Here is a 19,841-nt window from a genome sequence, read left to right as displayed (position 1 = left end):
AGGGCCATTAATTCCAACCGCCTCCCAACACTTTGTACAACGTGATGCGGTTACTCTGCTCGGTCAGACGCAGGGTGATCAGGTCCTGCTGGGCGCTGTAGAGCGAGCGTTGTGCATCCAGGGCTTCCAGGTAGCTTTGCGACCCGCCCCGGTACAAGGCGTCCGAGAGTTCGAAGCTCTTGCGGCTGGCGTCGGTCAGCGCCTGTTGCGCGGCGATCCGGCGATCCAGGGTGCTGCGCACGGCCAGCGCGTCGGCCACTTCGCGGAACGCGGTCTGCAGGGTCTGCTGATAAGTCTGTATCTGGATGTCGCGCTCGACCTTGGCCGAATCCAGGGTCGCGCGGTTACTCCCGGCGTCGAAAATCGGCACGCTGATGCTCGGGGCAAAGGTCCAGGCACCGCTGCCGGATTTGAACAGGCCGGCCAATGCCGAGCTGGACGAGCCGGCGTTGGCGGTCAGGCTGATGCTGGGGTAAAACGCCGCACGGGCCGCGCCGATGTCGATGTTCGCCGACTTGAGCGTGTGTTCCGCCGACAGCACATCCGGGCGTTGTTGCAAGAGGCTCGACGGCAGGCCCGCCGGTATGTCCACCAGCACCGCCGCCGACGCCAGGTGCGTGCCCGGCAAGAGTGCCTCGGGAAGGTCGCTGCCGACCAACAAGCGCAAGGCATTGCGGTCCTGCAGAATCTGGCTCTCGTAGGACGCCACATCGCCGCGCGCCGACTCGACCGTGGTCTGGGCTTGCGCCACGGACAGCGCGGAGGAGCCGCCCAGGGCATAGCTGCGCTGGGTCAGGTCGTAGGTGGCCAACTGGCTGGTCAGGGTTTCCTGGGCCAGCAGCAGCCGTTCGTTGTCGGCGGCCAGGGTCAGCCAGGCGGTGGCCACTTCGGCCACCAGGCTGATCTGCGTACTGCGTCGGGTTTCCGTCAGCGCCAGGTAGTCTTCCAGCGCCTCATCCCGCAGGTTGCGTAGCCGGCCAAACACGTCCAGTTCATAACTGCTCAAGCCCAATTGCGCACTGTAATCGTGAGTGGTGGCCGCCGTGCCGGTGCTGGACAACGACCCTGGCGTGCGGCTGTGGGTGCCGCTGACGCTGGCATCGATGGTGGGAAACAGGTCCGCGCGCTTGATGCGGTACTGCACCTGGGCCTTTTCGACATTCAGGCTGGCCAGGCGCAAGTCGCGGTTATTGGCCAGCGCCAACGCCTGCAACTGTGCCAGGCGGCTGTCGGTAAAGAACTGCTGCCATTTGACATCGGCCCCCGCCTGCCCTTTCGGCAGGCTGGCCGTCGGCAGCCATTGCGCGGAAACAGGCGCTTCCGGCCGCTCATACTGGGGTGCCAGGTTGACGCAGCCACCCAGGACCATGGCGGCCAGCAAAGGCCAATGTGACTTGATCATGCATCACCTGTCGGGGCAGATTGACGAGTACTGCGCTCGCTGCCGAAACGGCGGCGGATCAGCACAAAAAACAGCGGTACAAAGAAGATCCCCAGCACCGTGGCGCTGAACATACCGCCCAGCACGCCCGTACCGATGGCCTGACGCCCGGCGGAGCCTGCGCCGCTACTCAAGGCCAACGGCAACACGCCGAACATGAAGGCCAGGGACGTCATCAGAATCGGCCGCAAGCGTTGGCGCACCGCGATCAGCGTCGCATCGATCAGGCTGTTGCCCTGCTCTTGCAGGTGCTTGGCGAACTCCACGATCAGGATCGCGTTTTTCGCGGCCAGGCCCACGGTGGTCAACAGCCCCACCTGGAAATACACGTCGTTGCTCAACCCGGCGACACGGGTCGCCAGCACTGCACCGATCACCCCCAGGGGGACCACCAGAATCACCGAAAACGGCACCGACCAACTCTCGTAGAGCGCGGCCAGGCACAGGAACACAAACAATACGGAGAGTGCATAGAGCAACGGAGCCTGGGAGCCGGATAGCCGCAACTGATAGGACTGCCCGGTCCATTCGTAGCCGATGCCCTGGGGCAATTGCCGGACGATGGCTTCCACCGCGTCCATCGCGTCGCCGGAGCTCACGCCTGGCGCGGGGTCGCCGACGATTTCCAGGGAGGCGTTCCCGTTATAGCGTTCCAGCAAGGGCGAGCCGTAACTCCAGGTGCTGCTGGCAAACGATGAGAACGGCACCATTTCATTGCTGCTGTTGCGCACGAACCAATGATCAAGGTCCGCGGCCTGCATGCGCGCGGATGCCTGGCCCTGCACGTAGACTTTTTTCACCCGGCCCTGGTTGAGAAAGTCATTCACATACGTACCGCCCAACGCCGTCGACAAGGTGGTGTTGATGTCGCTGGTACTCAGGCTCAGCGCTCCGGCCTTGCGGTCGTCGATGCTGACCTTGAGCTGCGGCGCATCGTCCAGACCGTTGCTGCGAACGCCCAGCAAGCGCGGGTCTTTTCTGGCCAGCTCAAGAAACTGTTCGCGGGCCGCCACCAGCGCATCATGGCCCAGGCCGGCGAGGTCCTTGAGTTGCAGGTCGAACCCCGAGCTCTGGCCCAGGCCGCGCACCGTCGGTGGTTGCATGACGAAAGCGTCGGCATCGCCGATGCTGGAGAGCGCCATGGTCGCCCGTTGGGCAATGGCCGCCGCCCCCTGGCCGGGCCCACCGCGTTCGTCCCAGTCCTTGAGGCGGATAAACGCGCGCGCGGTGTTCTGGCTGTTACCCCCCATGCCCAGCCCGCTGATGCTGATCATCGCTTCGACTTCGGGCTGTTTCAGGATGTAGTCCTCGAACTGCTTGATCACAGCTTGCGTGCGGCTGTCCGTCGCCCCGACTGGCAACTGGATCTGTGCCATGAGGATCCCTTGATCTTCGTCCGGCAGAAACGACGTGGGCAGGCTCATGTACCCCACCGCCATGACCACCAGCACCGCGCCATAGAGCAACAGGCTGCGCCCCCAACGCCTCAGCACCACACCCACCCAGCGCTCGTAACCGGCGCTGGCACGTTCAAAGGTGCGGTTGAACCAGCCGAAGAACCCGTGCTGAGCACCATGCCCGCGGCCATCACGCGTTTTGAGCAACGAAGCGCAGAGCGCCGGGGTCAGGGTCATCGCCACCAGCACCGACAGGACCATCGCCGAAACAATGGTCACCGAGAACTGCCGATAGATAATCCCGGTGGAACCGCCGAAAAACGCCATGGGGATAAACACCGCGCTCAGCACCAGCGTGATGCCGACCAGTGCGCTGCTGATTTCACGCATCGATTGACGCGTGGCCGCCACGGGCGATAGCCCCTCGCCCATCAGCCGCTCAACGTTCTCCACCACCACGATGGCATCGTCCACCAGCAAGCCGATCGCCAGGACCATGGCAAACATCGTCAAGGTGTTGATCGAATAGCCAAACATCGCCAACACGCCGAACGTGCCCAGCAGCACCACCGGTACGGTAATCGCCGGGATCAGCGTCGCGCGCAGGTTTTGCAGGAACAGGAACATGATCAACACCACCAGCACGATGGCCTCGCCCAAGGCCTTGACCACTTCCTCGATGGACAGGCTGACAAACGGCGTGGTGTCGTAGGCAATCACGTTTTTAAGCTGCATTTCAGTCGGGTAGAACGGCTCCATCTCTTTGAGCTTGGCCTTGACCGCCTTGCCGACGCTCAGCGCATTCGCACCTGCCGCCAGTTGCACGCCCATGGCCGCGGCGGGCTTGCCGTTGAGGGCGCTGCTGATGTCGTAGCTTTCGCTGCCCAGCTCCAAGGTCGCGATATCGCCCAGCAACACCACGGCACCGTCGCTGCTGGACTTGACCACCACGTTGCGAAACTCTTCGACGGTCTGCAGTTTGCTGCGGGCGCTGATCGTGGCGTTCAACTGCTGCCCCTTGATCGCCGGCAAAGCACCCAGTTGCCCGGCGGAGACTTCGGTGTTCTGCGCCTCCAGGGCACTGCTGACGTCCGAAGGCATCAGCGCGTACTTTTCCAACAGGGCCGGGTCCAGCCAGATACGCATGGCATAGCCTGATCCCAGAGTCTGCACATCGCCGACGCCGTCTATGCGGCTGATGGAGTCGAGCAAGGTGGTGGAAATGTAGTCGCCGATCTGAGTCCCGGTAACGCTGGGGTCATCCGATGCCAGGGCGACAATCATCAGGAAGTCCGAGCCGCCCTTGGTCACGGTCAGGCCTTCGCTTTGTACCGATTGCGGCAGTCGCGACTCGGCTTGTTGCAGCTTGTTCTGCACCTGCATCTGGGCCACATCCGGGTCGGTGCCGGCGGTAAAGGTCAAGCTGATGCTGGCGCTGCCCGCCGAACTGCTGTTGGCCGACATGTAGGTCAGGTTATCCAGGCCTTTCATCTGCTGTTCGATGACCTGGGTCACCGAGTCTTCCACGGTCTTGGCCGAGGCCCCGGTGTAGGTCGCGGAAATCTTCACCGTGGGCGGCGCGATGTCGGGGTATTGCTCCAACGGCAACTGGCTGATGGACAGGCTGCCGCCGAGCATGATCACGATGGCGATGACCCAGGCGAAAATCGGTCGATCAATAAAAAACTGCGCCACGCTTAACCCTCCTTCACAGGGGTGGACGGCGTGGCCGCCTGAGCATTGGCGTCCTGCACCTGGACGGCGGCGCCGGCACGGACTTTTTGTCCGCCTTCGACGACCAACTGATCACCCGCCTTCAGGCCCGCGGTGATCCACCACTGATTGCCCACCGCGCGATCGATGGTCAGCTCACGCTGTTCAACCTTGCCGTCGACCACCAGCAACGCAGTGGTCACCCCGCTGGCGCTGCGGTTCACCGCTTTTTGCGGGATCAGAATGGCCTGGTCATCGCGCGCCTGTTCCAGCACCGCGCGGACATACATGCCCGGCAGCAGCAGGTGGTCCGGGTTGGCGAATTCGGCACGCAGGGTGACGGTGCCCGTGCCCTCGTTGACACTCACCCCGCTGACCTTGAGCCGCCCTTGCTGGTTGTAGGTGGTGCCGTCGTCCAGCTTCAGGCTGATGCGCGCCTCGCCGTTGCCATTGGACTGCAACACGCCGCTGGCCAGGTCACGCTTGAGGCGCAGCAGTTCGGTGGTCGATTGGGTAACGTCCACGTAGATCGGATCGAGTTGCTGCACGGTGGTCAATGCGCTGTCCTGATTGGCCACCACCAGCGCGCCCGGGGTCACCGTGGATGTTTCAATGCGCCCGCTGACCGGCGAGGTGATGCGCGTGTAAGCCAGGTTGATGCGGGCGGTTTGGACTTCAGCCTCGGCGACTTGCACATCGGCGGCGGCCGTCAGCAAGGTGGCCTGAGCGTCTTCGTTAGTTTGCTGACTGATGGCATTGATCTTCACCAGTTCGGCGTCGCGCCTGGCGGTGGCCTGCGCCGATTTAAGGGTGGCGCGGTACTTGGCCAGGCTCGCCTCGGACTGCGCCAGGGCGGCGGTATAGGACGCCGCATCCAATTGGTAGAGCGCTTGGCCGGCCTTGACATCCGCCCCCTCGACAAACAGCCGCCGCTGGACGATACCGCCGACTTGCGGGCGAATCTGCGCCACCATGAAGGCTTGGGTACGCCCCGCCAACTCGGTGGTCAGCACTTGGCTCTGGGGTTTTATGCTGATCACCGAGACTTTCGGAGTGATCGCTTGAGGTGCCGGCTCGCCGCCGGAGCAACCGCCCAGCAGGACCAGAATGAACAAGGACAGGCAAACCGCGGCGGTTACCAGGTATTTGGCGAAGATTTTCGTCGACATAGCGGCCTCTACAAGACGGAATGGCTTGAGTCAGCGCCATCGTGCAAGGCAAATGTGCAGGAAAATTGAAGATTGCCCGGCCGGGTTGAATCTTTTCTTCACCAGGGCCTAAATGGCCCAATCCATTCTTAACGGCCCACCTCCATGAAGTTGAGTATCTCCACCAAACTGTTTATTGCGGTACTGGCCGGCGTGCTGCTGGTCATCCTGAGCATGGGGGTGGCGACGAGCTGGAGTTTCGGGCGGGGCTTTCTCGGCTATCTCAATGAGCAGGCGCTGGAGCGCATGGCCCCCGTGCTGCCGCGCCTGGCCAGCGCCTATGCGCGCGAAGGCAATTGGGAGTTCCTGCGCAACCGGTCGGATCGCTGGTTCGACATCATGCGGCCCGAGGTCGGCGAAGATCCGGCGAAGAACGATTTGCGCACGCCCATGGCATCGGACCTGACAGGCGCGCTGTTTCGCATCGCCTTGCTGGATGAACACAAAAAACGCGTGAACGGCTACCCGGATATCGGCAACGATGCGTTGTTGCGCGCGATTGTGGTGGCCGATAAAACCGTTGGCTGGCTGGCCGTGACCCCGTTCCAGAGCGTGACCGAAGCCGGCGGCGAACGGTTCCAGCAATACCAGTTACGCACCAGCCTGGTGATGGGCGCCTTTTCGCTGTTGCTGGCGATGCTGATTGCCTGGTGGATCGCCCGCACGCTGTTGGAGCCGGTGAAAAAGGTGGCGGCGGCGACCCACCGCCTGGCAAGCGGCGACTACGGCAGCCGGGTGGCCGTGGCCTCCAATGACGAAGTGGGCCAATTGGCGCGGGACTTCAACCAACTCGCCTACACCCTGGAGCGCAATGAACAGATGCGGCGCGAGTTCATGGCCGATGTCTCCCACGAGTTGCGCACCCCGCTGTCGGTGTTGCGCGGTGAGCTGGAGGCCATCGAGGATGGCGTTCGCACCCTGAACCAAGGGTCGATGAAGTCCTTGCAAGGTGAGGTCAGCATGCTCAGCAAACTGGTGGATGACCTGTATGAACTGTCCCTGGCGGATGTGGGCGCACTGACCTACCGCAAGAGCGCGTGCAGACTCGATCAACTGCTGCAAGCCAGCGTGTCGATGTTTCAGGAACGCTTGAACGACCGGCATCTGCGCGTCGAACTGGAGCTGCCGTCGCAGCCCCTGGAATTGTTGGCCGACGCCAGCCGCCTGCAGCAATTGTTTTCCAACCTGCTGGAAAATGCCGTGCGCTACACCGACCCGAACGGGCTCATCCGCATCCGCGCCGTCGTCGATCGCGCGAATGTGTGCATCGACTTCATCGACTCCGGCCCAGGGGTTTCGGCCGAGCAACTGCCGCGCCTGTTCGAGCGCTTCTATCGCGGCGAATCATCGCGCAACCGTGCCAGTGGCGGAGCCGGTCTGGGCTTGGCGATTTGTCACAACATCGCCCTCGCCCACGGCGGCAGCCTCAGCGCCGCTCACTCGCCTCTCGGCGGCCTTTGGCTGACCCTGCGCTTGCCACGGGATATCTGAACCATGACCGACAAAAGCCCGATCCTGATTGTCGAAGATGAACCGAAGCTGGCCGCCTTGATGCAGGATTATCTGGTCGCGGCAGGCTACTCGACCGTGTGCCTGGACAACGGCTTGCAGGTGGTGCCGACCGTGCGTGCGCAAACACCGCGCCTGATCCTGCTCGACCTGATGCTGCCCGGGCGCGACGGCATGCAAATCTGCCAGGACCTGCGCGGTTTCAGCGCCGTGCCGATCATCATGATCACCGCCCGCGTCGAAGAGGTGGACCGCCTGATGGGCCTGGACCTGGGAGCCGACGACTACATCTGCAAGCCTTTCAGCCCCCGGGAGGTGGTGGCCCGGGTCAAGGCCATCCTGCGCCGCGGGCCCCAACTGCTGGTCAGCTCGGCGCCGCGCCTGCTGATCGACGAAGCGCAGTATCGCGCCTCGATAGACGGCATCGCCCTGGACCTCACCCCCCTGGAACTGCGACTGCTCAGCACCTTTGCACGTTCCGCCGGGCGGGTATTTTCCCGTGACCAACTGCTCGACAAGATCTACTCCGACCACCGCGTGGTCACCGACCGCACGGTGGACAGCCATATCCGCAACCTGCGGCGCAAGCTGGAGCAGGCGTGCCCAGGGGAAACGCCCATCGAATCGTTGTATGGGGTCGGTTATCGGTTTCAGCTTTCCGAGGCCTGATACCTCGGAATAACACACATCGGCACCGTCAACGAGGCACAAGCGGAACGCCTGCAACCATCTCCAGATACCGGAGCACGCTAAACCTAGGTCAGATTCAACCCGCCGTCTGAGAGGAGTATCTCGCCGGTCAAGTAGTCCGACTCGACCAGCATTACAACAGCGTTTGCGATGTCGTCTGGGCTAGCGGCCCTGCGCATAGGGGCGCGAGTTCGCCACAACTCTTGGGCCTCTGTCCACTCTGCGGTCAGCGGCGTGTCGACCAAGCCAGGCGCCACAGCGTTTACGCGAATTTCTGGCCCCAGCGATACCGCGAGCAAGCGGGTCATGTGATTAAGCGCAGCTTTGCTTACCGCATAGGGAATAGACGCGCCCTTAGGACGGATACCGGCATGCGAACTGATGTTTACGACGCAACCTGCTCGACGGTAACAGGCGGCATCGCGCAATGCCGACTCGGCCAATGCGACTAGGTGGAACGGCGCCACGACATTAACCTCGTTAAGTTCGTGCCACACCGTCGAGTTGGCCGAGGCAAGGTCGCCGTGCGGAATGACTCTGCTAATACCAGCGTTATTGACCAATACGTCGAGCTGCCCCCACGCGGCGATCGCCTCATTAACAAGCCTGACCCTGTCAGCTTCAAAAGCAAGATCAGCTTGCACGTAAATAGCCTGCTTCATTTCGGCAACCATAGCGCGTCCCGTATCCGCAGAGTTTCGCGAATGGAGCACCACTGCATAGCCTGCCCGGCTTAGTGCACGTGCAATGGCTGCGCCGATACCGGAAGTGGACCCTGTAACCAACGCGACGCGTAATACGTTATCGATTGTCGGATTGGGTTTCATAGGGACATCTCGAATGGGTTGCTAGAAAGCCATCACCGTAGCACCCAGCGGGCAACGTCGGCATCACTGCCAGGGTAAACCAACGGCTCGTATTCAGCGCATGGCGACCAGCTTGACGCCGAACCCCAGCAGGCAAACGCCGGCCAAGCGCTCCAGCAGATTGGCGATGCGCGGGTTGGCCCGCATGCGCTGAGCGAGCTTGTGGGTCAATAGGACGGCTATCAAACCATAGAGGAACGTCACCACCGCTACGGTCGCGGCCATGAACGCGAATGTTACTATGCCCTGATGCTTCACCGGATCGACAAACAACGGGAAAAAGGCCATGTAGAAGATGATCGCCTTGGGGTTGAGCAACGTGATCATCATGGTCTGACGCAGGAAATGGCCGTTATCCATCCGGCTCTTGCGCGGCGCGGCCCCAGCCTGACTAAACAACATTCGCAGGCCCAGCCACGCCAAGTACGACGCACCCAACCATTGAATGAGATGGAACGCTGCCGGATACGCGGCCAGCAGGGTTGCGACGCCAGCGACCGCCAGCCATAAGAGCACCTGGTCACCGAGTATCACTCCGCACGTCGCAGCCAAACCCGCTTTTATCCCGCCTTTGCCGGTCGCCGTGATGAGGGCAAAATTGCCGGGGCCAGGAATGGCCAGGACGATGATGAAGGCGATGATGAAAGCGCCATAGTCGGTCACGCCAAACATCGGTTATCTCCCGCGCAGGATGGTTTTGGACGCAAAACCTATCATCAACCTCGCCTCAATATCTAGCGATGCAAGTGAGAAAACCATCCAGAAACTATCGGCAAAAGCGATCGGCTGCGCTTCTCGTCGCGAGGAGCCAACGGTATTGGCAGCCGCCCGAGCGACTGCCAATGGCCCGTCAATGACTCAAATCAATCACCATGCGGCCTTTGATTTTCCCTTGCTGCATTTCATCGAAGATCTCATTGATATCTTCGATCGGACGCAATGTCACCTTCGGCACCACCTTGCCTTGCGCGGCAAACTCGAAGGCTTCTACGAGGTCTTGTCGAGTACCGACCAGTGAGCCGACCACCTCGATCCCGTCAAGCACCAACCGAGGAATATCGAGGCTCATGGCTTCAGGCGGAAGCCCAACTGCGACCAGGCGTCCACCGGCACGCAGGGCATCCACCGCAGAGTTGAACGCGACCTTGGCGACGGCCGTCACGACAGCCGCGTGAGCTCCGCCGACCTTCTCCTGGATAACTTTTGCGGCATCCTCGTTGCGGGAGTTGATGACCAGGTCAGCGCCCATTTCCCTGGCGAACTGCAGTTGATCATCGTTGATGTCCACGGCGATCACTCGGGCGTTGAATACATTTTTTGCGTACTGCAACGCCAGATTCCCCAGGCCGCCCAGCCCGTAGATCGCAATCCATTGCCCAGGGCGGATATTGGAAACCTTCACGGCTTTATAGGTCGTTACGCCAGCACAGGTCACGCTGCTCGCCGCCGCAGAATCAAGCCCATCAGGCACTTTCACCGAGTAGTCGGCGACGACAATGCACTCTTCGGCCATTGCGCCATCCACGGTGTAACCGGAGTTTTTTACGTTGCGGCAGAGTGTCTCGTTGCCGCTGTTGCAGTATTCACAGTGCCCACAGCCCTGGAAGAACCAGGCTACGCTGGCACGGTCACCGGGCTTCAGAGAGGTGACGCCTGGTCCTACCTGCTGCACGATACCGATGCCTTCATGGCCTAGGATCACCCCGGTTTTATCACCGAAATCGCCGTTCTTGACGTGCAGGTCGGTATGGCAGACCCCGCAGCACTGCATTTTAAGGAGAGCCTCACCATGTTTCAGAGGCCGTAATGTTTTTTCGATCACATTCACGCGTTGCCCTTGGGCAACAACAGCAGCTTTCATGCTTATCTCCTTGTATCCGTGAGTGAGCTTGCGTTACAGCGGGCCCAACAAATGCCAAAGCAGTACAGCACCACCCTTCCAGCGCTCCGAAGTCTGGCGCAATGCCCGCCACCCGGCCCCAGGGTCGGGGAGTCAATGGATGCTATTGCTGCGCCGTCGGGTCGCCAACGCTACCGGTCTTATGGCACAAGTCGCGCAAAAGGGGGATGCCTATTAGTCAGGCAAGCCGCGCAAGGACGCCTCTTCTTTGCCTTTCTATGACAAAGATCAACAGGAGACGCTGATCGGCAGATCATCGTGGCCGCTTTCAGTGACCGTCGCCGCCGCCCTGAACGTCAAGTGAGCTCCCCGATCTCTCGGGTCTGGGTGGGCCTGCGACCTTTGGCTCCATGTTTGAAACCTGTTCCTCGTGTACCTTCGGCAGGCCCGGCATATGCACTCAGCGGCGGGTTGGCCATTTAGTCGAAACGGTTCTGGAGTAGCTTTTACATGGCATACGCAACAATCAATCCCTATACGGGCGAGACACTGCAAACCTTTCCCGATGCGACCGATGCAGAAGTCACCGCGGCCATCGGCAAGGCCCATGAGGCTTTCCTGGCGTGGAAGGACACATCTTTCGCCGAACGTGCGCGCATCCTGCAGAATGCGGCCGATATCCTGCGCAAGGACAGCGACGCCTTTGCCAGGGTACTGACGCTGGAGATGGGCAAGCTGTTTGCCGAGGCGAAAGCCGAGGTCGAGCTGTCGGCAAAAATCTTCGAATACTATGTGCGCAATGCCGAAACCTTGCTCAAGCCGGAGAAACTCCCGGTCCTCGACCCTGCCGAGGGCGAGGCGGTTCTCGTCTGCGAACCGCTCGGCGTGCTGCTGGCGATCGAGCCGTGGAACTTCCCTTATTACCAGATCGCCCGCATTCTGGCGCCGCAGCTTTCTGCCGGTAATACCGTGCTTCTCAAACACGCAGCGAATGTGCCGCAAAGCGCCGCTGGCTTTCAAAAGTTGATGAAGGATGCCGGCCTGCCTGACGGCGCCTTCCGTAATCTGTACGCCACGCGTTCGCAGATCGAGCTGATCATCAACGATGCCCGCGTGCAGGGCGTTGCCTTGACCGGCTCGGAAGGCGCCGGTGCGGTGGTTGCGTCGCAAGCGGGTAAAGCGCTGAAAAAATCCACCCTGGAACTCGGCGGCGCCGACGCCTTCGTCGTGCTGGCCGACGCGGACCTGGCGAAAACGAGCAAATGGGCGGTGTTCGGCCGGCATTGGAATGCCGGGCAGGTCTGCGTGTCCTCCAAGCGCATGATCGTGGTCGATGCGGTCTATGACGACTTCCTCGCGCTCTATCGCAAGGGCGTCGCGGAGTTGGTGGCCGGCGATCCCTTCGATGCGAAAACGACCCTGGCACCGCTCTCCTCGCAAAGCGCGGCCAATGAGGTCAAACAAAAGATCCTCGAAGCCGTGAAGCTTGGCGCCAAGGCCGAAGAAGTCGGGCCGCCCGTGCCTGTCGATGGGGCATTCGTGCAGCCGACGATCCTGACCGATGTCGCCGAAGACAACCCCGCTCGCTACTGGGAGTTCTTTGGCCCGGTGTCCATGGTGTTCCGCGCCAAGGATGAAGACGATGCAGTGCGTATCGCCAACGACTCGCCGTTCGGCCTCGGCGGTTCGGTATTCACCTCGGACACGGCGCATGGCGCAGAAGTCGCGAAGAAAATCTCCACCGGCATGGTGTTCGTCAACCATCCGACCAAGGTCGAAGCCGATCTGCCTTTCGGTGGCGTGCGCCGCTCGGGGTACGGCCGCGAGCTGATCGGTCTCGGGCTCAAGGAGTTCGTCAACCACAAGCTCATTGTCGTGGTCGATATCGACGCCCCGTTCTGAGTTCAACAGCGCTCTTTGTCCCAAGAAACCGAGGAGACCTGACAGGATGAACGTCATCGGGATAGACCACTTGGCTATTCGTGTCAGTGATCTGGACCGCTCCAGGGCGTTCTACGATCAGGTACTCGGTTTCTTGGGATTCACCATAGAGTGGGAGTTCGACCGGGTTATTGGTTGGACCAATGGCGAAACCCTGTTCTGGATCACCGAAGCCGATGCCCAGGGGCGCAAACACAAGCACCGGACCGGCGATGTGGGCTATCACCACTATGCGTTCGAGGTTGCCGCGCGCGAGGACGTCGATGCGCTCTACGCGTTCCTGCTGGATCAGGCGGTTACGATTGTCGACGCACCCGCTGACTATCCGGATTATGGCGAGGGCTACTATGCGGTTTATTTCCTCGACCCCGATAATCTGAAGCTCGAGGTGATGTTCTTCCTGGAAAAACAAAAGCGGCGCTTGCTTGGAAAATCGCGAGGAAGTGATCGCCGGGAATAAAATTTCTTCATCGGCATACACGCTTGAAGAGATTGATAAAACGAGCGTGCGTCAGAATCCTGATACGCCTCAAGTTATCCAGGCGCTGCTCCGTTTCCGTGAGCAGGTCAAACAACAGCGAACCCAAGCCCCGATGGGTCAGTACATCGGCCATGTATTGATTACGCGGGCTCAAACGGCCACTACCGCTGCCGTGTACGAAAACGACCAAGGCGCGGGTGTTGGTCGGCAAACGCAAATCGGCGTTCCGTTCAACGCCCCGGGGCAACGCGAGAATGATGACGTCAGACCCGTTGGCGTATTTGAGCAAGGGTTCCACCAGTCGTCGACCGGCCTCGACGCGGTTTGGCAAGAGGGTTTGCAATGAGGGACTAAGGATTACGAGGACCTCCTCCGACGATCACGCCTGTGATTTCGGAATAGGCGGCCCTCGCCGCGCTAGATAGCCAGAATGCTGCAGGACACCTGATACAGGAGATGTTCGGTGGTGCTGCCCAGCAGCTTGTCCAGTCCGTGGGACTGGACCTTGCCCATCACAATCACATCCATATGCTGCTCATCGGTGAACGCATGGAGCACCGCGACAGGCTGTCCTTCAATGAAATGCCGCCGGTCGGCAGGCACGCCATAACGGTCGGCCAGTTCGAGGAATGACTTTTCATGACCTTTGCGCAACTGCCTGCCAAGGTCCGAAATTGTCAGGCCCCCGCCGCCCATATCGCCCAGGTACACCATGGAAATGTCGCAGGCATACAGCAAGTGCAACTCGGCCTGACACTGGATGGCGAGACTGGAAGCCTGCTGGATGATCCGTTCATTGAGCTCGTTGTCCTGGGCAAGGGTATTGGAGGCATCGACCGCCGCCACGATCTTGCGCGGCAAGGGCAGGTCGTCTTCGCTGAGCAGATAGACCGGTATCGGACAGTGACGCAGTAAACGCCAATCCAGCGGGGTGATGAATGCACGCTTGAGTGCCGGTTCGCGCTGCACCTGCTTGATCAGCAGGTCTGGCTGCATTTCTGCGACGTAATCGAGAATCTCCTGCTGCAGGTCGTCGGCCCACTTCGCTTCAGCCGTCACTTCGATACCTTTATTACTATCACGCAGATGAGCTGCCTGGTATTTGAGCCAATCGCGATGATCTTGCAGATAATTTTCGCGAGCTTTTTCCCGGTCACCCTCTTCGAGCAGCGACAACAGGTTCCAGGTAGGGATCAAGGCAGCAATGTGCAGGCTCGCACCGCTGACCTTGGCCAGAGCGGCAGCATGGTTCATGGCTTGAGACCCGCGCAACGCCGGGTTGATGATCAGCAATAACCGTTGATACTGGCTCATGATCGGACTCCATGGGCTTGCACGTTTGTCATTGCCCGCAATGGCGGACAACTGTCGTGTTCACCGCCGAACCGAGCACCTTCTTTATGAACTCAGAATCCTCCGTCGATGCGGCCTTGGAGTTGATTTATATCAAGTGCCCGGGCACGCAATACATTCACTCGCGGCAGCTTGTGCCCACACCTCTGGCGCCACCGATGCATGCGGCACTGATAGGCATCGAACGCAGGGGCCAGCCCCTGGCTCAAAGGTTGCGCGAGTACATTGCGCGTCAGACCGGCCGGCCGGAACTCCCTGTTTACCCGCTGCAGGTCAAGCGCTACGCCGACGACCTGCAAGTGCTGCATACCTACACGCAATTGACCGAAAACCCGGCCCTGGGCAGGTTGGATCTGGCCAATACCACGTTTCTGGTGGTCGATGATGTGCTCTTCGAAGGCCATTCCCTCCTGCGCACTTGTGCATATCTGGCACAACTGGGGGCTCGTCGGGTCCATACGGCGGTACTGGTCGACCGGCATGTCCGTCAGCAGCCGATCCGGGCCGACATTGTCGGTATACACCTGCAAGTCGCCGCCACTGATATTGTCGAATGCAACGTACCGCCCTACGAACAGACCTTTTGTATAGAAGTGGTACGACACGGCGCAGCCCGCTGACGGTGGAAGCGTTCAGGGCTTCGCCGAGTCACCGGGCTTGAGCGGTGGAGAACGCTCGGCGCCACGGACCGGCCGACCAGCTCCGCTTTGGTAGCTTTCACAGACCTAGGCCTGGGATGAGATCGCCATCAGTTCATCCAAGTTTTCGTCCGTACCTCCGGTGAGTCGACTTTGTATCGGTACTAACCCCTTGGAGTGATGTACCCGATCCCAGGCAACCTGATCAGCTTGATTGGCTCGGTAGCATCGTTGCTGTCGGCTTTCGAAACAGCTGCGAAATTAATTCGACTGACTTAACCCACAATCCGCAGCCCCTAACTTGCAAGTATTAATGCCGGTTGAGCCTCTCGGTGACGTGCCCACGCATCGATTGCACCGTTCATTGCCTGACTCCTACTGATAGTGATGCTGGCGTTGAAGACGCAGGGCTACGTGCATGCCATCGCACCAAAACTCTTTGCCAGGTTCGACAGCGTTGATCGATTTGACCACCTGCGTCTACCCAGCATCATGCAGGTAAGGTCGCTGATCGGTCCGAGAACAAACCTCTAGAAACATCACAAGCTGAAACGTATCAGCTTCAACAAAAAACTCAATTATGCATAAATGCATTTTTTCCCTTGACCCGAAGGGAGGAGTCTTTTACAGTTAAATGACTGTATATAAATACAGTATTTATTTGAATCCATTCATGGACGAGGTTTTTCCCTATGAAAAGCAACACTGAGAAATTTGGCAAAACACCCCATCAACCCAGCCTGTGGACCCGAGCCGATGCGCTGAAAGTCCGCGCGGACGACCCCACTACCACCCAGCCACTGGTCAGTGCGAACTTCCCGGTACTGAGCGACGAGGTGTTTATCTGGGACACCATGCCGCTGCGTGATATCGACGGCAACATCACCTCTGTCGATGGCTGGTCAGTGATCTTCACCCTGACTGCGGATCGTCACCCGAACGACCCGCAATACCTCGACCAGAACGGTAACTACGACATCACCCGCGACTGGAACGATCGCCATGGTCGGGCAAAGATGTACTACTGGTTCTCCCGCACCGGCAAGAACTGGGAACTCGGCGGCCGAGTGATGGCTGAAGGGGTTTCGCCGACCGTTCGCGAATGGGCCGGCACGCCGATTCTGTTGAACGAGCAAGGCGAAGTGGACCTGTACTACACCGCGGTCACGCCGGGCGCGACCATCGTCAAGGTGCGTGGCCGTGTGGTGACCACCGAGCATGGCGTCAGCCTGGTCGGCTTCGAGAAGGTCAAGCCGCTGTTCGAGGCCGACGGCAAGATGTACCAGACCGAAGCGCAAAACGCCTTCTGGGGTTTCCGTGATCCATGGCCGTTCCGCGACCCGAAGGATGGCAAGCTGTACATGCTGTTCGAGGGCAACGTGGCCGGCGAGCGCGGCTCGCACAAGGTCGGTGAAGCAGAAGTCGGTGATGTGCCGCCGGGTTATGAAGACGTCGGCAACTCGCGCTTCCAGACCGCCTGTGTCGGCATCGCAGTGGCCCGTGACGAAGACGGCGACGACTGGGAAATGCTGCCGCCGCTGCTGACCGCGGTAGGCGTCAACGATCAGACCGAACGCCCGCACTTCGTGTTCCAGGACGGCAAGTACTACCTGTTCACCATCAGCCACACCTTTACCTATGCCGATGGGGTGACCGGGCCAGACGGTGTGTACGGCTTTGTCGCAGATTCGCTGTTCGGTCCTTACGTACCCTTGAACGGTTCCGGCCTGGTACTGGGAAATCCGTCTTCCCAGCCGTTCCAGACCTACTCGCACTGCGTGATGCCCAACGGCCTGGTGACCTCATTTATCGACAGCGTACCGACCGACGAAACCGGCACGCAGATTCGTATCGGCGGCACCGAAGCACCGACGGTGGGGATCAAGATCAAAGGGCAGCAGACGTTCGTGGTTGCCGAGTACGACTACGGTTACATCCCGCCGATGCTCGACGTTACGCTCAAGTAATCGCTACCCAGGGCTTTGAGGCAGCGAGTTTGAGCTCGATGAAAAACTCGTTGCGGATAGGATCGATATATCCCACCTAACTTACTGCGACTTTGCTCGGGAACCCTCTTGAACAATACGTAGTAACAACCCTTTGTTACTGGCTGCAAGGAGGCAGCCAGTAACGGGTATACACCCAATTGGTTCTGCTGGCCCGGCCCGCCGCCCTCTACCGCCGGCCGGAACATCCACTACTCCAGCAGACTCCCCCCGTTCACCGACGCAGGTGCCGGGCTATGCCTGGTCCTTCGTGATGCTCGACAAGTCTCTCGCCCCGCGCCTGCGCGCGATGTTCATCATGAAACAGAATCAGGCGATACTGGTGGGAACTGACCTTTGACAACCCGTCGTTGCTACGCGACCTGACGTTGTGTGGCGACAACCTCCTGTTCACCTGAAACTCTTGGCTGGAGCATGACGCCCGTAATGGCGGCCTAGTAAACTTGCGCGCCTGTTACATCCCGAACTTTCGCCATCGGACATGTGTATCGAGTGCGCCATCGTGCAACTGGCGGGACGTACCCTATCGCCACCCGAGCAGCGGCTGGTGAATCGGACCCTTGCTCCGATCTGATTCGCCAAGAAGACCTCACAATGTCGCTAGCCTGCCCTTTCGTAACACTGCGATATCTCGTTTAGGCGCAACACCAAAGAATCGACTGTATTCGCGGCTGAACTGGGAGGGGCTTTCATATCCAACCTTGAAAGCCGCACTGGATACGTCTTGGTGTTCATTGAGCATCAATCGCCTTGCCTCGTTCAGCCTCAGCCATTTTTGATACTGCAAGGGGCTCATTGCGGTGAGTTGGCGGAAGTGGTGGTGGAAGGTTGGCGTGCTCATCTGTACACGGGCCGCTAGCTCATCGACTCTAAGCGCCGAAGTGTAATTCAACTTCAACCAATCGATGGCTTTCGCGATCCGATAACCTTGACCATCGACAGAAGTTATCTGTCGAAGCCGGCCAGCCTGATCACTTTTCAAGAGACGGTAGTGAATTTCACGCTGGATCAAGGGGGCGAGAACAGGAATGGCTTCCGGTTCATCAAGCAACGCCAATAAGCGTTCGAACGACGCCAGCATGTCTGCGGTTACCGAACCGATACCTACGCCTTTCGCGATTGAGCGTTCACGGGTGCGCGGCAAGTCAGTCTGCGCTATCAGTTCGGCCAGCATGCGCAAATCGAGTTTAAACGTCAGCCCCAGGCACGGATGTTCCGGGCTCGCCGCGAGGACTTCCGAGTTGGCAGGTAAATTCAGTGATGTAACCAGAAAGCGCGATGTGTCATACGGATAACCCTCACCGCCTAGCCACAACTGTTTTTTGCCCTGAGCGACAAGAATGATGCTTGGCTCGACCATGCAGACGATGGGAGCGGAGGGATGCTCACGCCGAAAGAAACCGAGGCCCTCAATGAGGGTTCCATAGTCACCGGGCTTCGAGACCTGCGAGCCAATGACCTGAGCAAGCGCTTGCTGCCGCGATGTGGCGATGTCGTATTGAGCTGTCATGTTCATCTCGTACCTCTTGGTTGAACTCTAACCCGCTCGCACTTAACCGTCTTGCCAAAAAACGCAAACCCATAGAATCAGGCAAGTAATCCAGCGAAATGCACTATAGAGAGTCTGCTCAACGGGGGAAAATGCTTACTCGACACACCCTCGAGGAAGACTCTCCCATGCTTATACATGCCTATGGTGCTTATGCGGGCGACAAACCCCTTGAGCCTTTGCAGATCAGTCGCCGCTCCCCCACCGCCCATGACGTTCAGATTGATATCGCCTTCTGCGGAATCTGCCATTCGGACTTGCATCAGGTGCGTGCCGAATGGGCAGGCACTCAATTTCCTTGCGTACCGGGGCACGAAATTGTCGGGCGGGTATCAGCGGTCGGCGCGCATGTTGCAGACTTCAAAGTCGGCGATCTTGTTGGTGTCGGTTGTATTGTCGACAGTTGCAAACAGTGTGACGACTGCGAAACCGGCCTGGAAAACTATTGCGACGGCATGATCGGAACCTACAACTTTCCTACCCCAGACGCTCCTGGCTGGACGCTCGGCGGCTACTCACAAAACGTTGTGGTGCATGAGCGTTACGTCCTGCGCATCCGCCATCCCGAGCAACAACTGGCCGCCGTCGCACCGCTGCTGTGCGCGGGCATCACCACGTATTCGCCGCTGCGCCACTGGAACGTCGGGCCGGGTAAGAAAGTCGGCGTGGTCGGTATTGGTGGGCTAGGCCACATGGGCATCAAACTGGCCCATGCGATGGGCGCCCATGTCGTGGCATTCACCACATCGGAATCCAAGCGCGAAGCGGCAAAGGAATTGGGCGCGGACGAAGTGGTGGTATCGCGCAACGCTGAGGAGATGGCCGCGCATACCAAGAGCTTCGACTTCATCCTCAATACCGTCGCAGCGCCCCACGATCTGGATGCGTTTCTGGTGTTGCTCAAGCGCGACGGAGCGCTGACGCTGGTCGGTGCCCCCGCCTCCCCGCATCCATCACCCAACGTGTTCAACCTGATCATGAAGCGCCGAACCATTGCCGGCTCGATGATCGGCGGCATCCCTGAAACACAGGAGATGCTGGATTTCTGTGCCGAGCACAACATCGTCGCCGACATCGAACTGGTTCGAGCCGATCAGATCAACAACGCCTACGAACGGATGCTCAAGGGTGACGTCAAGTATCGCTTTGTGATCGACAACGCCACATTGGTTGGCTAGTCGAAAGACTCCAGCCGGTAACGACTCAACC

The 19,841-nt window shown here is 59.8% G+C and carries 15 protein-coding genes and 1 pseudogene; 7 read left to right on the top strand and 9 right to left on the bottom strand.

Annotated features, from left to right (window positions below):
* Positions 1 to 7: 7 nt before the first annotated feature.
* Genes JN756_RS12240 through JN756_RS12230 form a run of 3 tightly spaced genes read right to left on the bottom strand, consistent with a single transcriptional unit; the run spans position 8 to position 5,720 of the window.
* Entirely contained in the window at positions 8 to 1,402 is a 1,395-nt protein-coding gene (locus JN756_RS12240; protein WP_201022118.1) for an efflux transporter outer membrane subunit, read from the bottom strand.
* The gene (locus tag JN756_RS12235) at positions 1,399 to 4,533 is read right to left on the bottom strand and encodes an efflux RND transporter permease subunit (protein ID WP_057005567.1); all 3,135 of its coding nucleotides are present in this window, start codon (positions 4,531 to 4,533) and stop codon (positions 1,399 to 1,401) included. Before JN756_RS12235 ends, JN756_RS12240 begins: the two co-directional genes overlap by 4 nt.
* A gap of 2 nt (positions 4,534 to 4,535) precedes the next feature.
* On the bottom strand, positions 4,536 to 5,720 hold the full coding sequence (locus JN756_RS12230; protein WP_046383981.1) for an efflux RND transporter periplasmic adaptor subunit: 1,185 nt from the start codon (positions 5,718 to 5,720) through the stop codon (positions 4,536 to 4,538).
* Positions 5,721 to 5,864: 144 nt separating this feature from the next.
* Here JN756_RS12230 and baeS point away from each other — a divergent pair, with 144 nt between their 5' ends.
* Both baeS and JN756_RS12220 read left to right on the top strand, forming a co-directional pair.
* Positions 5,865 to 7,250 carry a sensor histidine kinase efflux regulator BaeS gene (baeS, locus tag JN756_RS12225; protein ID WP_046383982.1) on the top strand — a complete coding sequence of 462 codons (1,386 nt, stop codon included), beginning with the start codon at positions 5,865 to 5,867 and terminating at the stop codon, positions 7,248 to 7,250.
* Between the two features lie 3 nt (positions 7,251 to 7,253).
* Positions 7,254 to 7,937: a response regulator gene (locus JN756_RS12220; RefSeq protein WP_201022117.1), complete on the top strand. Its 684-nt coding sequence runs from the start codon at positions 7,254 to 7,256 to the stop codon at positions 7,935 to 7,937.
* 86 nt (positions 7,938 to 8,023) lie between these two features.
* Here the strand turns inward: JN756_RS12220 and JN756_RS12215 are convergent, their stop codons facing one another.
* The 3 genes from JN756_RS12215 to adhP form a co-directional block, all read right to left on the bottom strand.
* The gene (locus JN756_RS12215) at positions 8,024 to 8,785 is read right to left on the bottom strand and encodes an SDR family NAD(P)-dependent oxidoreductase (RefSeq protein WP_079443487.1); all 762 of its coding nucleotides are present in this window, start codon (positions 8,783 to 8,785) and stop codon (positions 8,024 to 8,026) included.
* Positions 8,786 to 8,878: 93 nt separating this feature from the next.
* Positions 8,879 to 9,496, bottom strand: a complete 618-nt coding sequence (locus JN756_RS12210; RefSeq protein ID WP_046383985.1) for a LysE family transporter — start codon at positions 9,494 to 9,496, stop codon at positions 8,879 to 8,881.
* Between the two features lie 178 nt (positions 9,497 to 9,674).
* Entirely contained in the window at positions 9,675 to 10,685 is a 1,011-nt protein-coding gene (gene adhP, locus JN756_RS12205; protein ID WP_017847956.1) for an alcohol dehydrogenase AdhP, read from the bottom strand.
* A 489-nt stretch (positions 10,686 to 11,174) separates the two neighbouring features.
* On the opposite strand from adhP, the gene JN756_RS12200 reads away from it, so the two are divergent.
* Together JN756_RS12200 and JN756_RS12195 are read left to right on the top strand one after the other, a co-directional pair.
* The gene (locus tag JN756_RS12200; RefSeq protein ID WP_046383987.1) at positions 11,175 to 12,566 is read left to right on the top strand and encodes an NAD-dependent succinate-semialdehyde dehydrogenase; all 1,392 of its coding nucleotides are present in this window, start codon (positions 11,175 to 11,177) and stop codon (positions 12,564 to 12,566) included.
* 46 nt (positions 12,567 to 12,612) lie between these two features.
* Positions 12,613 to 13,065: a VOC family protein gene (locus tag JN756_RS12195; RefSeq protein WP_017847958.1), complete on the top strand. Its 453-nt coding sequence runs from the start codon at positions 12,613 to 12,615 to the stop codon at positions 13,063 to 13,065.
* Positions 13,066 to 13,135: 70 nt separating this feature from the next.
* Here the strand turns inward: JN756_RS12195 and JN756_RS12190 are convergent.
* Together JN756_RS12190 and JN756_RS12185 are read right to left on the bottom strand one after the other, a co-directional pair.
* A pseudogene (locus tag JN756_RS12190) lies at positions 13,136 to 13,345 on the bottom strand (alpha/beta hydrolase); the annotation flags it as partial.
* Positions 13,346 to 13,503: 158 nt separating this feature from the next.
* A complete protein-coding gene (locus tag JN756_RS12185; protein WP_201022116.1) occupies positions 13,504 to 14,400 on the bottom strand; it encodes a universal stress protein in 897 nt (298 codons plus the stop codon).
* Positions 14,401 to 14,486: 86 nt separating this feature from the next.
* On the opposite strand from JN756_RS12185, the gene JN756_RS12180 reads away from it, so the two are divergent.
* On the top strand, positions 14,487 to 15,059 hold the full coding sequence (locus JN756_RS12180) for a phosphoribosyltransferase family protein (protein ID WP_232566477.1): 573 nt from the start codon (positions 14,487 to 14,489) through the stop codon (positions 15,057 to 15,059).
* 710 nt (positions 15,060 to 15,769) lie between these two features.
* Entirely contained in the window at positions 15,770 to 17,044 is a 1,275-nt protein-coding gene (locus JN756_RS12175; RefSeq protein WP_046383990.1) for a glycoside hydrolase family 68 protein, read from the top strand.
* Between the two features lie 628 nt (positions 17,045 to 17,672).
* On the opposite strand, the gene JN756_RS12170 is transcribed toward JN756_RS12175, so the two are convergent.
* Positions 17,673 to 18,599 (bottom strand): AraC family transcriptional regulator, encoded by a 927-nt coding sequence (locus tag JN756_RS12170; protein ID WP_390896595.1) that lies wholly within the window; start codon positions 18,597 to 18,599, stop codon positions 17,673 to 17,675.
* Between the two features lie 161 nt (positions 18,600 to 18,760).
* Here JN756_RS12170 and JN756_RS12165 point away from each other — a divergent pair, with 161 nt between their 5' ends.
* Complete coding sequence (locus JN756_RS12165) at positions 18,761 to 19,810, top strand: NAD(P)-dependent alcohol dehydrogenase (protein ID WP_108525622.1); 1,050 nt, start codon at positions 18,761 to 18,763, stop codon at positions 19,808 to 19,810.
* Positions 19,811 to 19,841 lie beyond the last annotated feature (31 nt).

Origin of the sequence: Pseudomonas sp. Y39-6 (assembly GCF_023651955.1) — a bacterium.
GTDB lineage: Bacteria > Pseudomonadota > Gammaproteobacteria > Pseudomonadales > Pseudomonadaceae > Aquipseudomonas > Aquipseudomonas veronii.
The sequence above is the reverse complement of the archived record's forward strand: the minus strand, read 5'-3'. Positions and strand labels throughout refer to the sequence as shown.

Excerpts from the sequence above, each read along its gene's own strand:
- JN756_RS12210 (WP_046383985.1), bottom strand. The coding sequence starts at position 9,496 with ATGTTTGGCGTGACCGACTATGGCGCTTTCATCATCGCCTTCATCATC.
- JN756_RS12230 (WP_046383981.1), bottom strand. The coding sequence starts at position 5,720 with ATGTCGACGAAAATCTTCGCCAAATACCTGGTAACCGCCGCGGTTTGC.
- adhP (WP_017847956.1), bottom strand. The coding sequence starts at position 10,685 with ATGAAAGCTGCTGTTGTTGCCCAAGGGCAACGCGTGAATGTGATCGAA.
- JN756_RS12175 (WP_046383990.1), top strand. The coding sequence starts at position 15,770 with ATGAAAAGCAACACTGAGAAATTTGGCAAAACACCCCATCAACCCAGC.
- JN756_RS12195 (WP_017847958.1), top strand. The coding sequence starts at position 12,613 with ATGAACGTCATCGGGATAGACCACTTGGCTATTCGTGTCAGTGATCTG.
- JN756_RS12165 (WP_108525622.1), top strand. The coding sequence starts at position 18,761 with ATGCTTATACATGCCTATGGTGCTTATGCGGGCGACAAACCCCTTGAG.
- JN756_RS12170 (WP_390896595.1), bottom strand. The coding sequence starts at position 18,599 with ATGAACATGACAGCTCAATACGACATCGCCACATCGCGGCAGCAAGCG.
- JN756_RS12180 (WP_232566477.1), top strand. The coding sequence starts at position 14,487 with ATGAACTCAGAATCCTCCGTCGATGCGGCCTTGGAGTTGATTTATATC.
- JN756_RS12200 (WP_046383987.1), top strand. The coding sequence starts at position 11,175 with ATGGCATACGCAACAATCAATCCCTATACGGGCGAGACACTGCAAACC.
- JN756_RS12240 (WP_201022118.1), bottom strand. The coding sequence starts at position 1,402 with ATGATCAAGTCACATTGGCCTTTGCTGGCCGCCATGGTCCTGGGTGGC.
- JN756_RS12185 (WP_201022116.1), bottom strand. The coding sequence starts at position 14,400 with ATGAGCCAGTATCAACGGTTATTGCTGATCATCAACCCGGCGTTGCGC.
- baeS (WP_046383982.1), top strand. The coding sequence starts at position 5,865 with ATGAAGTTGAGTATCTCCACCAAACTGTTTATTGCGGTACTGGCCGGC.
- JN756_RS12220 (WP_201022117.1), top strand. The coding sequence starts at position 7,254 with ATGACCGACAAAAGCCCGATCCTGATTGTCGAAGATGAACCGAAGCTG.
- JN756_RS12215 (WP_079443487.1), bottom strand. The coding sequence starts at position 8,785 with ATGAAACCCAATCCGACAATCGATAACGTATTACGCGTCGCGTTGGTT.